This window comes from Citrobacter sp. KH_055_1, from assembly GCF_057838705.1.
On the sequence record NZ_CM174473.1, the window covers coordinates 4,636,797 to 4,649,268 of the forward strand.

13 protein-coding genes are annotated in these 12,472 nt (G+C 53.0%); 2 read left to right on the top strand and 11 right to left on the bottom strand.

What is annotated here, in order from left to right; genetic code table 11:
• The first annotated feature begins 6 nt into the window (after positions 1-6).
• Positions 7-1,170, top strand: a complete 1,164-nt coding sequence (fadA, locus tag AC3ITF_RS21765) for an acetyl-CoA C-acyltransferase FadA (RefSeq protein WP_096758900.1) — start codon at positions 7-9, stop codon at positions 1,168-1,170.
• Positions 1,171-1,352: 182 nt separating this feature from the next.
• Here fadA and fre read toward each other — a convergent pair whose 3' ends face one another.
• Positions 1,353-2,054, bottom strand: coding sequence for an NAD(P)H-flavin reductase (fre, locus tag AC3ITF_RS21770; RefSeq protein ID WP_096758901.1), 702 nt, complete (start codon positions 2,052-2,054; stop codon positions 1,353-1,355).
• Positions 2,055-2,094: 40 nt separating this feature from the next.
• Complete coding sequence (ubiD, locus tag AC3ITF_RS21775) at positions 2,095-3,588, bottom strand: 4-hydroxy-3-polyprenylbenzoate decarboxylase (RefSeq protein WP_096758902.1); 1,494 nt, start codon at positions 3,586-3,588, stop codon at positions 2,095-2,097.
• A gap of 204 nt (positions 3,589-3,792) precedes the next feature.
• Here ubiD and rfaH point away from each other — a divergent pair, with 204 nt between their 5' ends.
• Positions 3,793-4,281: a transcription/translation regulatory transformer protein RfaH gene (rfaH, locus tag AC3ITF_RS21780; protein ID WP_115259830.1), complete on the top strand. Its 489-nt coding sequence runs from the start codon at positions 3,793-3,795 to the stop codon at positions 4,279-4,281.
• A 7-nt stretch (positions 4,282-4,288) separates the two neighbouring features.
• Here rfaH and tatD read toward each other — a convergent pair whose 3' ends face one another.
• From tatD to udp, 9 genes are all read right to left on the bottom strand, one after another.
• On the bottom strand, positions 4,289-5,071 hold the full coding sequence (gene tatD, locus AC3ITF_RS21785; protein WP_489176011.1) for a 3'-5' ssDNA/RNA exonuclease TatD: 783 nt from the start codon (positions 5,069-5,071) through the stop codon (positions 4,289-4,291).
• Positions 5,072-5,112: 41 nt separating this feature from the next.
• Positions 5,113-5,901: a Sec-independent protein translocase subunit TatC gene (gene tatC / locus AC3ITF_RS21790; RefSeq protein ID WP_096758905.1), complete on the bottom strand. Its 789-nt coding sequence runs from the start codon at positions 5,899-5,901 to the stop codon at positions 5,113-5,115.
• Positions 5,902-5,903: 2 nt separating this feature from the next.
• Positions 5,904-6,452, bottom strand: a complete 549-nt coding sequence (tatB, locus tag AC3ITF_RS21795; protein WP_096758906.1) for a Sec-independent protein translocase protein TatB — start codon at positions 6,450-6,452, stop codon at positions 5,904-5,906.
• A 3-nt stretch (positions 6,453-6,455) separates the two neighbouring features.
• Positions 6,456-6,710 (bottom strand): Sec-independent protein translocase subunit TatA, encoded by a 255-nt coding sequence (tatA, locus tag AC3ITF_RS21800; protein ID WP_096758907.1) that lies wholly within the window; start codon positions 6,708-6,710, stop codon positions 6,456-6,458.
• 78 nt (positions 6,711-6,788) lie between these two features.
• Positions 6,789-8,429 (bottom strand): ubiquinone biosynthesis regulatory protein kinase UbiB, encoded by a 1,641-nt coding sequence (ubiB, locus tag AC3ITF_RS21805; RefSeq protein ID WP_115259832.1) that lies wholly within the window; start codon positions 8,427-8,429, stop codon positions 6,789-6,791.
• Complete coding sequence (gene ubiJ / locus AC3ITF_RS21810) at positions 8,426-9,031, bottom strand: ubiquinone biosynthesis protein UbiJ (protein ID WP_115259833.1); 606 nt, start codon at positions 9,029-9,031, stop codon at positions 8,426-8,428. The genes ubiB and ubiJ overlap by 4 nt, the downstream gene beginning before the upstream one ends.
• A gap of 13 nt (positions 9,032-9,044) precedes the next feature.
• Positions 9,045-9,800, bottom strand: coding sequence for a bifunctional demethylmenaquinone methyltransferase/2-methoxy-6-polyprenyl-1,4-benzoquinol methylase UbiE (ubiE, locus tag AC3ITF_RS21815; protein WP_096758910.1), 756 nt, complete (start codon positions 9,798-9,800; stop codon positions 9,045-9,047).
• Between the two features lie 94 nt (positions 9,801-9,894).
• Positions 9,895-11,325: a DNA recombination protein RmuC gene (gene rmuC, locus AC3ITF_RS21820; protein WP_115259834.1), complete on the bottom strand. Its 1,431-nt coding sequence runs from the start codon at positions 11,323-11,325 to the stop codon at positions 9,895-9,897.
• Positions 11,326-11,466: 141 nt separating this feature from the next.
• Entirely contained in the window at positions 11,467-12,228 is a 762-nt protein-coding gene (udp, locus tag AC3ITF_RS21825) for a uridine phosphorylase (protein WP_003828923.1), read from the bottom strand.
• Positions 12,229-12,472: the final 244 nt, after the last annotated feature.

The window sequence follows — 12,472 nt, forward strand, 5'->3', positions numbered from 1 at the left end:
GTCACAATGGAACAGGTTGTAATTGTTGATGCGATCCGTACCCCGATGGGCCGTTCGAAAGGGGGCGCGTTCCGTCACGTGCGGGCAGAAGATCTCTCCGCACATTTAATGCGTAGCCTGCTGGCGCGGAATCCAGCGCTTGAGCCCGCGGCTCTCGATGACATTTACTGGGGTTGCGTACAACAGACGCTGGAGCAAGGGTTCAATATCGCCCGTAACGCAGCACTGCTGGCGGAAGTCCCACACTCCGTCCCGGCTGTCACCGTCAACCGCTTGTGCGGTTCATCCATGCAGGCCCTGCACGATGCGGCGCGCATGATTATGACCGGCGATGCTCAGGCTTGCCTGATTGGCGGCGTGGAGCATATGGGTCACGTGCCAATGAGCCACGGCGTAGATTTTCATCCGGGAATGAGCCGCAACGTGGCAAAAGCCGCGGGGATGATGGGCCTGACGGCGGAAATGCTCTCTCGTATGCACGGTATCAGCCGTGAAATGCAGGATGCCTTCGCCGCACGTTCACACGCTCGCGCCTGGGCTGCCACCCAGTCTGGCGCATTTAAAAATGAAATCATCCCGACTGGCGGTCACGATGCCGACGGCGTGTTGAAACAGTTTAACTACGACGAAGTGATCCGTCCGGAAACCACCCTCGAAGCGTTGTCTACCCTGCGTCCGGCGTTTGATCCGGTTAGCGGTACGGTCACTGCCGGTACCTCTTCCGCGCTTTCCGACGGTGCCGCTGCTATGTTGGTAATGAGCGAGAGCCGTGCCCGCGAACTGGGCCTGACGCCGCGCGCGCGCATTCGCTCAATGGCGGTGGTCGGTTGCGATCCGTCAATCATGGGTTACGGCCCGGTTCCAGCCTCAAAGTTGGCGCTGAAAAAAGCTGGGCTTTCCGTCAGTGACATCGGTTTGTTTGAAATGAACGAAGCCTTTGCTGCGCAGATCCTGCCATGCATTAAAGATCTGGGCTTGATGGAGCAGATTGACGAGAAGATCAACCTCAACGGCGGTGCGATCGCCCTGGGCCACCCGCTGGGATGTTCCGGTGCGCGTATCAGCACCACCCTGCTGAACCTGATGGAGCGTAAAGACGTGCAGTTTGGTCTGGCGACGATGTGTATTGGGTTGGGTCAGGGTATCGCTACGGTATTTGAGAGAGTGTAATCACAGAGTGCCGCATCTTGTAGGCCGGGCAAGCGAAGCGCCCCCGGCAACGATGCCGGATGGCGACGTAAAAACGTCTTATCCGGCCTACAAAATGTTATCTCAAAGCTATTGGTGCCAATGGCGAAGAGAGAAGGTTTAGTTGCCGTTCTTCCCGCCTGTCAGGGGCGGGTTTTTTATTTTTAAATAAAAGCGAACGCATCACCAAACAGGCGATCTTCACGTGCCTGACGCTCATTACAGAACAGATCGCGCGCGATTTTTGCCATCTCAAAACGCCCGGCAATGTAGATGTCATGCTCAGCCAGCGTGCCGTGATCCTGCAATACTGCCGTTAGTACGGTACCCGTACGACCACGCCAACCTTCTTCAGGCTGTTCGACCACGGGCTCAACGCGCAGGTTCGGGTGATTAACAGACAACGCTTCCAGTTCACCGAGATCGTAGAGATGCTTCTCTTCACGCCCGCCCCAGTAAATCGTCACGTCACGGTTTGGGTTGCGCGCCAGCGCGGTCAGTAAAATCGAGCGCGCATAAGAGAAGCCGGTGCCGCCAGCAATCAGGATCAGCGGTCGGTCTTCATCGTCACGCAGCCAGGCTTCGCCGTGCGGGATATCCACGTTGATTTCTCGATCCTGGAGAATGCGATCCATGACGGCCATCGCATACAGGTTAAGCTCAGAGGCACCCACGTGCAGCTCAATGAACCCGTGCTCATCCGGCGTTGAGGCCATGGAGAACGGACGCTTATCTCGTTCATCCATCACGACCATTAAATACTGACCAGCACGAAAGGAAAACGCCGCGTCTGGCACTAAACGGACGCGATATACGGTGTCAGTGATAGCTTCTACCGAGGTCACTTTACAGCTTAAGGTTGTCATGCGCTCTCTCTGTCGGATCAATAGGCAAAACGATCGCGCCTCAGGCGCTTTTGCCGTCATTAAAGATGGCCAGCTCATCCCAAATTGCGTCAATGCGCGCAGTCACTTCGGGATCTTTTTTAATCGGACGTCCCCATTCACGTTGGGTCTCACCCGGCCATTTATTGGTAGCATCCAGGCCCATTTTTGAACCAAGGCCGGAGACCGGCGAGGCAAAATCCAGATAATCAATCGGTGTATTCTCTACCAACACCGTATCCCGGGCCGGGTCCATACGGGTGGTGATCGCCCAAATCACATCATTCCAGTCACGTGCGTTGACATCGTCATCGCAGACAATAACAAATTTGGTGTACATAAACTGTCGTAAAAACGACCAAACACCCATCATGACGCGTTTGGCATGACCGGCGTACTGTTTTTTGATCGTGACAACCGCCAGTCGATACGAACAACCTTCCGGTGGCAGATAAAAATCGACGATTTCCGGGAACTGCTTTTGCAGAATCGGCACGAACACTTCGTTCAGCGCCACGCCCAGCACGGCAGGTTCATCGGGTGGACGCCCGGTGTAGGTGGAGTGATAAATAGCATCTTCACGCTGGGTAACGTGCGTGACGGTGAAGACCGGAAAGCTATCCACTTCATTGTAGTAACCCGTATGGTCGCCGTACGGACCTTCCGGCGCTAACTCCCCCGGCTCGATGTAGCCTTCCAGCACGATCTCTGCGCTGGCTGGGACTTCAAGATCGTTGGAAATACATTTGACCACTTCGGTCTTGGTACCGCGCAACAGTCCGGCAAACGCGTATTCCGATAACGTGTCAGGTACCGGCGTTACCGCGCCCAAAATCGTTGCCGGATCGGCCCCCAGCGCTACCGCAACTGGAAAACGCTCACCAGGATGGGCTGCACACCACTCCTGATAATCAAGCGCGCCACCACGATGGGAAAGCCAGCGCATAATAAGCTTGTTTTTGCCGATCAGCTGCTGACGGTAGATGCCCAGATTCTGCCGTTCTTTATGCGGGCCACGCGTCACGGTGAGCCCCCAGGTGATCAGCGGGGCGGCATCTTCCGGCCAGCAGGTCATGATGGGAATACGGTTGAGATCGACGTCATCGCCTGACGCGATTTTTTGCTGACAAGGTGCACCGCGCAGCCGTTTGGTCGGCATATTCAAAACCTGCTTGAACTGCGGCAGCTTATCAAACAGATCGCGGAACCCTTTTGGCGGCTCCGGCTCTTTCAAAAACGCCAACAGCTTACCCACTTCCCGCAGCGCAGAGACATCTTCTTGTCCCATCCCCATTGCAACACGCTTAGGCGTGCCAAACAGGTTGCACAGCACCGGCATCGAATAGCCTTTAGGGTTCTCAAACAACAACGCAGGCCCGCCCGCACGCAGCGTGCGATCGGCAATTTCAGTGATTTCCAGATGAGGATCCACTGGAAGCGTAATGCGTTTGAGCTCACCCTGCTGTTCAAGCAGCGTCAGGAAGTCGCGTAAATCGTTATATTTCATGGCGTCCATTGTGGCCTCTTCGTAAGCGCCTCATTATACGGCGTTCATCATTGCGATGCTGTATTTTTGTTAAATTAGCGTGAACTCTGGCGGTACATGCAAGCGCAGGGATTATATACCCAATGCGTTTCGGGTTGCGTTGAGGCGGGTATAATTAACTTAGTGCATGGCTTTTGTTATGCTTACGCTCAGAACAAGCGGATAAGAGTTATTATGCAAGCCTGGTATTTACTGTACTGCAAACGCGGGCAACTTCAGCGTGCCCAGGAACACCTGGAAAGACAGGCCGTGAGCTGCCTGACGCCCATGATCACCCTGGAAAAAATAGTGCGTGGAAAACGTACTACAGTCAGTGAGCCACTTTTCCCTAACTACATGTTTGTCGAATTCGACCCGGAAGTGATCCACACCACCACCATCAATGCCACGCGTGGCGTCAGCCATTTCGTCCGCTTTGGTGCAACACCCGCAACAGTTCCGTCTTCCGTTATTCACCAGCTTTCCATCTACAAACCAGAAGGGATTATTGACCCTGAAACCCCGTATCCAGGAGATAGCGTGATTATCACCGAAGGTGCATTTGAAGGGCTGAAGGCAATTTTCACCGAACCAGATGGCGAGGCACGCTCCATGCTGCTGCTTAACCTGCTGAATAAAGAGGTTAAGCAGAGCGTGAAAAACACCGGTTTTCGCAAAATCTAAATCCGCCTCAGAAGGTGACTTCGAAGAGTGTCCTGACATTGGCGTCGATAGCGGCTGCCAGGCGCTGAGGATCGTCTCCACGCCAGTGCGCAACACGCTCAAGAATGTGCGGCAGGTGCGCAGGTTCATTACGACGTGAAGCCGGTTTCGGTGTTAAATCGCGGGGGAGTAAATAAGGGGCATCGGTTTCGATCAGGAGCCTTTCCACCGGGATAAACGGCAGCAGTTCCCGGAGTTCCATGCCCCGACGCTCATCGCAGACCCATCCGGTGATGCCAATATACAGCCCCCTGTCTACGCAGTCCTGCATCTCCTGGCGTGAGCCGGTAAAGCAGTGCAATACAGCGCCTGGAAGGCTGTCCAGCCAGGGTTCGAGCAGCGTCAGAAAACGGTCATGTGCGTCGCGGCAATGCATGAAAACCGGCATCTGCAACTCGGCGGCGATACGCAGTTGTGCCTCAAACGCCCGCTCCTGCTCCTGCGGCGTGGAGAAATTGCGATTGAAATCCAGCCCACATTCGCCAATGGCGACCACTTCAGACTGGTTTGCCAGCGCCACAATCGCCTCTTCCGTTGAGGGTTGCCATTGACTACTGTCATGCGGGTGAACACCCGCGGTGGACCAGCAATGTGGATAATGCTGTGCCAGTTTTAACGCCTGCTGGCTTTCGTGCAGGTTAGTTCCGGTCAAAAGCATGCCATTTACGCCGGCAGCAAAGGCACGCGCGACAACCTCATCCCTGTCTTTTGCAAATTGCGTACTGGTTAGATTAACGCCAATATCAAACATGCTTCCTCCCATATGACAACCGCCCTTACGGGCGGTTGAATTTATTCTTCGGTTTTATCGGCAGCTTCAGCTTTTTCGTTCTCCGCCTCGTTATCTTCGTCTCGCGTACGTCGCTTACCGACATAGAAACGGGAGAAGAAAACGCCGACTTCAAACAGGCAGTACATCGGTATGGCCAACAGCGTTTGCGAGAAGACATCCGGCGGCGTCAGTAACATCCCCACGACAAAGGCGCCGACGACAACATAAGGACGTTTTTTACGTAATTCGTCAGGCGTCGTAATACCCATCCAGCACAGCAGCACAATGGCAACGGGAACCTCGAAAGAGACCCCAAAGGCCATGAAAAGTGCCATTACGAAGCTGAGGTAGCTGGCAATATCCGTCGACACCTGTACGCCCTGCGGAGCCGTATTGGCAAGGAAACCAAACGCCAGCGGGAAGACGACAAAGTAGGCGAATGCCATGCCGATATAGAACAGCAGCGAACTTGAAACCAGCAGCGGCACAACAAGACGGCGTTCATGCTTATATAACGCGGGAGCAATAAATGCCCATACCTGGTACAGGATCACTGGCGCTGACAGGATCAGCGACACCATAAAGGTGAGCTTTATCGGGGTAAAGAACGGCGAGGCCACATCTGTGGCGATCATCGTCGCACCCTGCGGCATTTGCTTGATCAGCGGTGCCGCAACCATATGGTAAATGTCGTTGGCAAAATAAACCAACGCCAGAAAGATCACCAGAACCGCAATAATGCAGTTCAGGAGTCGCTTACGCAGCTCAATCAAATGCGTGATGAGCGGTTGAGTATCTTCTACAGCCATGTTTACGGTTTATCACTCGACGAAGGGGAGGATTCGACAACAGGCGCGGCGGATTTCTTTTCTGCGTCCATCAACGTTACGGAAGCGGCTTCCGTCGGTTCCGGCGTACTAGCACCCGTGGATTGCGGTTTTTGCTCTGGCGAGCTGGCCTGCGCTTCAGCCGTAGCCGGGGTAACCCCCTCATGCTGCGCTTCGCTCCCTTTCACTACCGGATTATGGATAGTGTGGGCTTCATCGCTGGCTTTCTCAGGGTCGTTAGCGCTGTAAGAACGCTTCATCGACTCCGCAGCTTCACGCAATTCATCCATCGAAGCTTTCAGCTCCGGCGTCAGATTTGTCAGGCTCGCTTTCTCAACTTTTTTCAGGCTGTCCTGAAACTCCTGAAGCTTAAGCTCCTGGGTCAGTTCATTCTGAACCGTCGTTGCAAGAGAGCGCAATGCACGAACCCAACCCGCGACCGTTTTTACCGCCACCGGCAGTCGTTGTGGCCCCAGAACAATGAGGCCAATCACGAACACCAATAGCAGTTCGCTAAAACCGATATCAAACACGGATTATACCTGCTCTTTATCGTGGCTTTTGGCGTCTTCTTTTTTCACTTCACCCTGCTTATCGGTGATGGATTTAGCAGTAAAATCAGCGTCCTGGCTGGTTTTATCTTGCTTAGGTTCATCATCACCCATCGCCTTTTTGAAGCCTTTGATTGACGCGCCAAGATCGGAACCGATGGAGCCGAGTTTCTTGGTGCCGAATAGCAGTACAACGATGACGGCAATGATCAACAACTGCCAGATACTGATACCACCCATACATGTTCCTCTGTTATAGATGATGAATTAATAAGACCGTAGTATACGTTACACGACCTGCCTTGAGCGATGAAAAATTCAGCGCATTTTGCGCCAGCCTATCAGCCAGGCAATGACGCCACCCGCCATTAGCCAGCCAGGCATCAAACCCCACTCAGGACGGCTTACCAGCAAGAATGTCCCACTTAGCAGCAGCGTTGCGCCAATACCCAATAAATAACGGGATTGTCCCTGACGAACATGATTCGCCTGAAGCTCGCGCGCAATCTTATCAACACTGTGTTGTAAATATTTGCCCTGGCGCAAACTGTCATACACAAGTTCAGGTATTTCTGGCATTTTTTCGACCCAGAACGGTGCTTTTTCTTTAAAAGCCCTGACAAGCGCAGGAATACCGACCTGATCTTTAATCCACGACTCCAGAAATGGCTTGGCTGTTTTCCATAAATCTAACTGCGGATACAGCTGTCGACCAACGCCCTCAACATACAACAATGTCTTCTGTAACAGCACCAGTTGCGGCTGGACTTCCATATTAAACCGACGTGCGGTGTTAAACAGGTTCAACAGCACGTGACCAAATGAAATCTCCGACAGCGGTTTTTCAAATATCGGTTCACACACGGTACGAATAGCAAATTCAAATTCTTCGACGTTGGTGTCCGGCGGAACCCAGCCAGAATCTACGTGCAACTCGGCAACCTTGCGGTAGTCGCGGTTAAAGAACGCGATAAAGTTTTCCGCCAGGTAGCGCTTATCTTCTTTATTCAACGAACCGACAATCCCGCAGTCAATGCCAATATATTTCGGGTTCTCAGGGTGTTCATAGCTAACAAAAATATTCCCAGGGTGCATATCCGCATGGAAAAAGCTGTCGCGGAATACCTGAGTAAAGAAGACCTGAACGCCACGCTCAGCCAACAGTTGCATATTGGTGCCGTTCTTCTCAAGCGCGGCAACATCTGAAACCGGGATACCGTAAATACGCTCCATCACCATCATGTTCTGACTGCAATAGTCGGAATACACTTCCGGGATGTACAGCATCGGGCTGTCTTCAAAATTACGCCGCAGCTGAATCGCGTTCGCCGACTCGCGCAGCAGATTCAGCTCATCGATCAGCGTTTTTTCATATTCACGCACCACTTCCGTTGGCCGCAGGCGGCGACCATCCGGCAGCAAGCGAGGCACCCAGCGAGCTAGGCGATAGATCAGTTTTAAATCGGCTCTGATGACCGGCAGAATATCCGGGCGAATGACCTTGATCACGACCTCTTTGCCGTTCGATTTCAGTCGCGCAGTGTGAACCTGTGCAATAGACGCAGATGCCAGCGGGGTGATGTCAAAATCATCAAACCATTCTTCAACAGGGAGTCCGCCCATTGCTTCTTCGATTTGTTGTTTTGCGCGTTGCCCATCGAATGGGGCCACCCGGTCCTGCAGCAGTGCAAGCTGATCGGCGATTTGCGGAGGAAAAAGGTCGCGGCGGGTGGAAAGCATTTGACCAAACTTGATCCACACCGGTCCCAGCTCCTGCAAAGCCAGTCTCAGCCTTTCACCCAGCGGTTTATCTTTATGCCGGTTTGGCATCCAGAACAACGTGTAGCGCCACAACCTAAGCGGCAGCGTAATACGCATTTTGGGGATGAGTTCATCAAGACCGTAGCTTAAGAAAGTGCGAATGATGAAATAAAGGCGCCGTACTTCACCTGGCGTCATTTGGCCTCCAGTTTTTCCAGCCGTTTGGCCAGGGAGTCGACCGCACGCTCAACGGCAGCGGTTTCTTCGGCAAACCATGCAACTTCCAGCGGGCCCGGGGCCATGCGCCACTCTTCGGTGATCGCTTCGGCAACATAACGCTGCTGACGTTGAACGGTACGGCATAAAAACGTAGCCCCACCGCGCAGGGTCTTGCTGATCCCTTCTGCAACAATATCGCCAGTATAAGGGGCAAGCAGTTCTGCGGGATCGAACTCCGCCAGGTCTGCCAGCGCGACAACGTTCTGCACCACTTGAATATCGCCCTGCACTTCCAGCTCGCCGCTGCGGATAAGCGCCGTGAGCTGCTGGCGATCGCGCAATTTTGGTAACACGCTGGCATGCGTGATCACGGTGCAATCAGCTTCGCCTTCCCATGCCCCCAGTACATCAACCTGGCGTTCGCTAAACACCAGGACTAGCGGGGTCGAAAATCCTTTGAGATCTACACGCAGCACCTTGCCCTGCAAACGCGTTCTGGCTGATTTCAGTGCCGGTGAACGATACAGAAAGGTGTTGAGCAGATTTTCAACGCCTGCGGTCACTAAGGGTTTAAAAGGCATCCCCGATCTCCTGTCAGAACTTGTAACCACGATGCAGCGCAACAACACCTGCCGTCAGGTTGTAGTAATCAACGCTTTCAAACCCGGCATCTTGCATCATTGCTTTTAACGTGTCCTGATCGGGATGCATACGGATGGACTCCGCCAGATAGCGGTAACTATCGGCATCGCTTGCCACCATTGAACCGATACGCGGCAGAATATGGAAAGAGTATGCGTCATACGCTTTGCTCAGCGGCTCGATAATCGGCTTGGAAAATTCCAACACCAGTAAACGTCCACCAGGCTTCAACACGCGATACATAGAACGCAGTGCTTTGTCTTTATCCGTGACGTTACGCAGGCCGAACGAAATGGTAATGCAGTCAAAGGTGTTGTCCGGGAACGGCAATGCTTCCGCGTTCGCCTGGACATACTCGACGTTGCCAATCACGCCAATGTTGCGCAGCTTTTCGCGACCCATTTTGAGCATTGAGTCATTGATATCCGCCAGAACCACTTTCCCGGTTTCACCGACCATGCGAGAAAATTTCGCCGTCAGATCGCCCGTACCACCGGCTAAATCCAGGACAGTCTGCCCACGGCGCACGCCACTGCAATCAATGGTGAAGCGCTTCCACAAACGATGAATGCCAAATGACATTAAGTCATTCATAACGTCATATTTAGACGCCACAGAATGAAAAACGTGGGCCACCATGTCAGCTTTCTGCTCTTTAGCGACGGTCTGAAAGCCAAAGTGCGTCGTTTCTTGTGAATTATCCACCATCTCAGTGCCTGCTCATCCAAAAAATGTTCGAGAAGTGTAACAGATTGGGCCAATTTGCCCTACCCTTCTACCGGGTTCAACTAACCCAAACGGGCTAGTTTGATTGCTGATTTACCGCCTCTCCATCGGGGTAAGTCTCGTCTTGTTGCGCCTCGGGGACCGAACGTAAACGAAACTCTTCATCCTGGCTCGTGGCTTGTTCAGCCAGTTCAGGATTAATCTCGCGCTTAATTTCTACACCCAATCCACGAAACGCTTCTGCCTGAGCCAGAACGTTTCCACGCCCTGAAGACAATTTTTTCATCGCCTGCCGATAGTTATCTTGTGCCTTGTCCAGGCTCTGACCAATTGCTGACATATCATCGACAAACAGCCGCATTTTGTCATAAAGCTTGCTGGCCCGGTCCGCGATCTGCTGCGCATTACGACTTTGATGCTCATACCGCCACAGATTAGCAATGGTGCGCAATGCCACCAACAACGTGGTCGGGCTTACCAGCATAATATTATTTCTGAGTGCTTCTGTAATCAGTTCGGGCTGCCTGTCCAGCGCCAGCAGAAAAGCGGGCTCAACCGGGATAAACATCAGCACATAATCAAGCGTACGTAATCCCGGCAACTGCTGGTAGTCTTTGCGGCCCAGCAGACGAATATGGTTACGCACGGAGGCGATATGTTCCTGTAGCGCACTTTCGCGGGTGTAGTCATCCTCTGCATTAAAGTAGCGTTCATAGGCCACCAGCGTCATTTTCGCATCGATCACCACGTCTTTGCCCTGCGGCAATCGGACAATAACATCCGGCTGCATCCGCGATCGTGCGTCATTTTCTATGCTGACCTGAGTTTCATATTCATAGCCTTCGCGCAGACCGGACGCCTCCAGTACCCGCGTGAGTACGACTTCTCCCCAGTTGCCCTGGGTTTTGTTATCGCCTTTCAGCGCCCGTGTCAGGTTAACCGCTTCTTGCGCCATCTGCGCGTTCAGTTGCTGGAGGTTACGAATTTCGTGCGCCAGGGTATGACGCTCTTGCGCCTCTTTGCCAAAGCTATCCTGCACCTGGCGGCGAAAACCGTCCAGCTGTTCACGTAATGGTGTAAGCAAGCTATTCAGGCTTTGGCGATTTTGCTCATCAACGCGACGATTGCTGTGTTCAAAAATACGGTTTGCCAGGTTTTCGAACTGTTCGCTCAGACGCTGTTCGCTGTTGATCATCTGGCGGATTTTATCTTCCGCATGCTGTTGCGTCGCGTCGAGTCGCGTGGTGACTTCCCGGAGATCGGCTTCCAGAGAGGTGTTAATACTCTGCAGGCTGCGAAGTTCGTTGTTGAGTAGCTCGCACTCGTCGCGCCAGTGGGCTTCCTGCGCCAGCTGTTGACGTGCGGCGCTTAGCGCAATATCCAGTTCACGCCGTTCTTCGATAAGATCCGCGCGGATTTGGTCGGCACGCGCTTTGGTCGCCAGCCAGCCCACAAGCAGCCCTGCAGCTAACGCCACGACGGCACTTATCATTATCGAAATATCCACTACGCCCCCCTTACAGCAACGACTTACCCGCACAAAATAGAATTGTGCTGTATAAACGTCCAGTTTAAAAGGAATTTCCTGCGAGGTACTGCGCAAAATAAAAAGGCCGAACATGTCGGCCTTTTCAGAAAGGAGAGAAAATTACAGCAGGCGACGTGCAGCCTCTACCACGATTTTCACCGCGTGGCTTTCCGTTTGCTTCATGGTTTCAGCATTCGGGATTTCTTGCTGAGTACGGTTAACGATAACACCCGCAACCATACCGGCACGCAGACCCTGGCTTGCACACATGGTCAGCAGCGTAGCGGATTCCATTTCGTAGTTCATGACGCCCATGGACTGCCACTCTTCCATCGAGCCTTTGAAACGGCTCACCACGCGACCAGAGAAGGTGTCATAACGCTCCTGGCCTGGGTAGAAGGTATCTGAAGAGGCGGTCACGCCGACGTGGGTAGTCGCGCCAATAGATTTCGCGGCTTCCACCAGCGCGGTGGTACATTCGAAATCGGCAACAGCCGGAAATTCCATCGGTGCAAAGTGCAGGCTCGCCCCGTCCAGACGGACAGACGCGGTGGTAACCAGCACGTCGCCCACGTTGATATGCGGCTGAATAGCGCCGGTCGTACCGATACGCAGGAAGGTACGAATGCCCAGTTGCGCCAGTTCTTCTACGGCGATAGAGGTCGACGGACCGCCGATACCGGTAGAGCAGACAATCACAGCTTTACCATCCAGCTCAGCACGCCAGGTAGTGAACTCGCGATGAGATGCCAGCTTAACCGGCTTGTCCATCAGCGCGGCGATCTTTTCCACACGCTCAGGGTCGCCAGGGACGATAGCAAGCGTAGCCCCTTGTAAATCGTTCTTGGTGAGGCCGAGATGAAAAACATCAGACTTAGACATAAAAACTCCTCTGTGAATCGGTTTTGTCAGAAGAAGCAAAAACACACTTTACCGAAGGCATAAACATATTTTCGTGACAGCCATCACTTTGATGTAAATCAATTGCATTTCATTACCGTCAAATAGTGATGAACGTCACATTAACTGTTCGATACAGGCAAGCCTTGCACAAAAGATAGACCGTTTAAGGCAATGTGGTTCGTTGCACGCGTCTATAGTTAATGATGCGCTATTTGGCTAAATA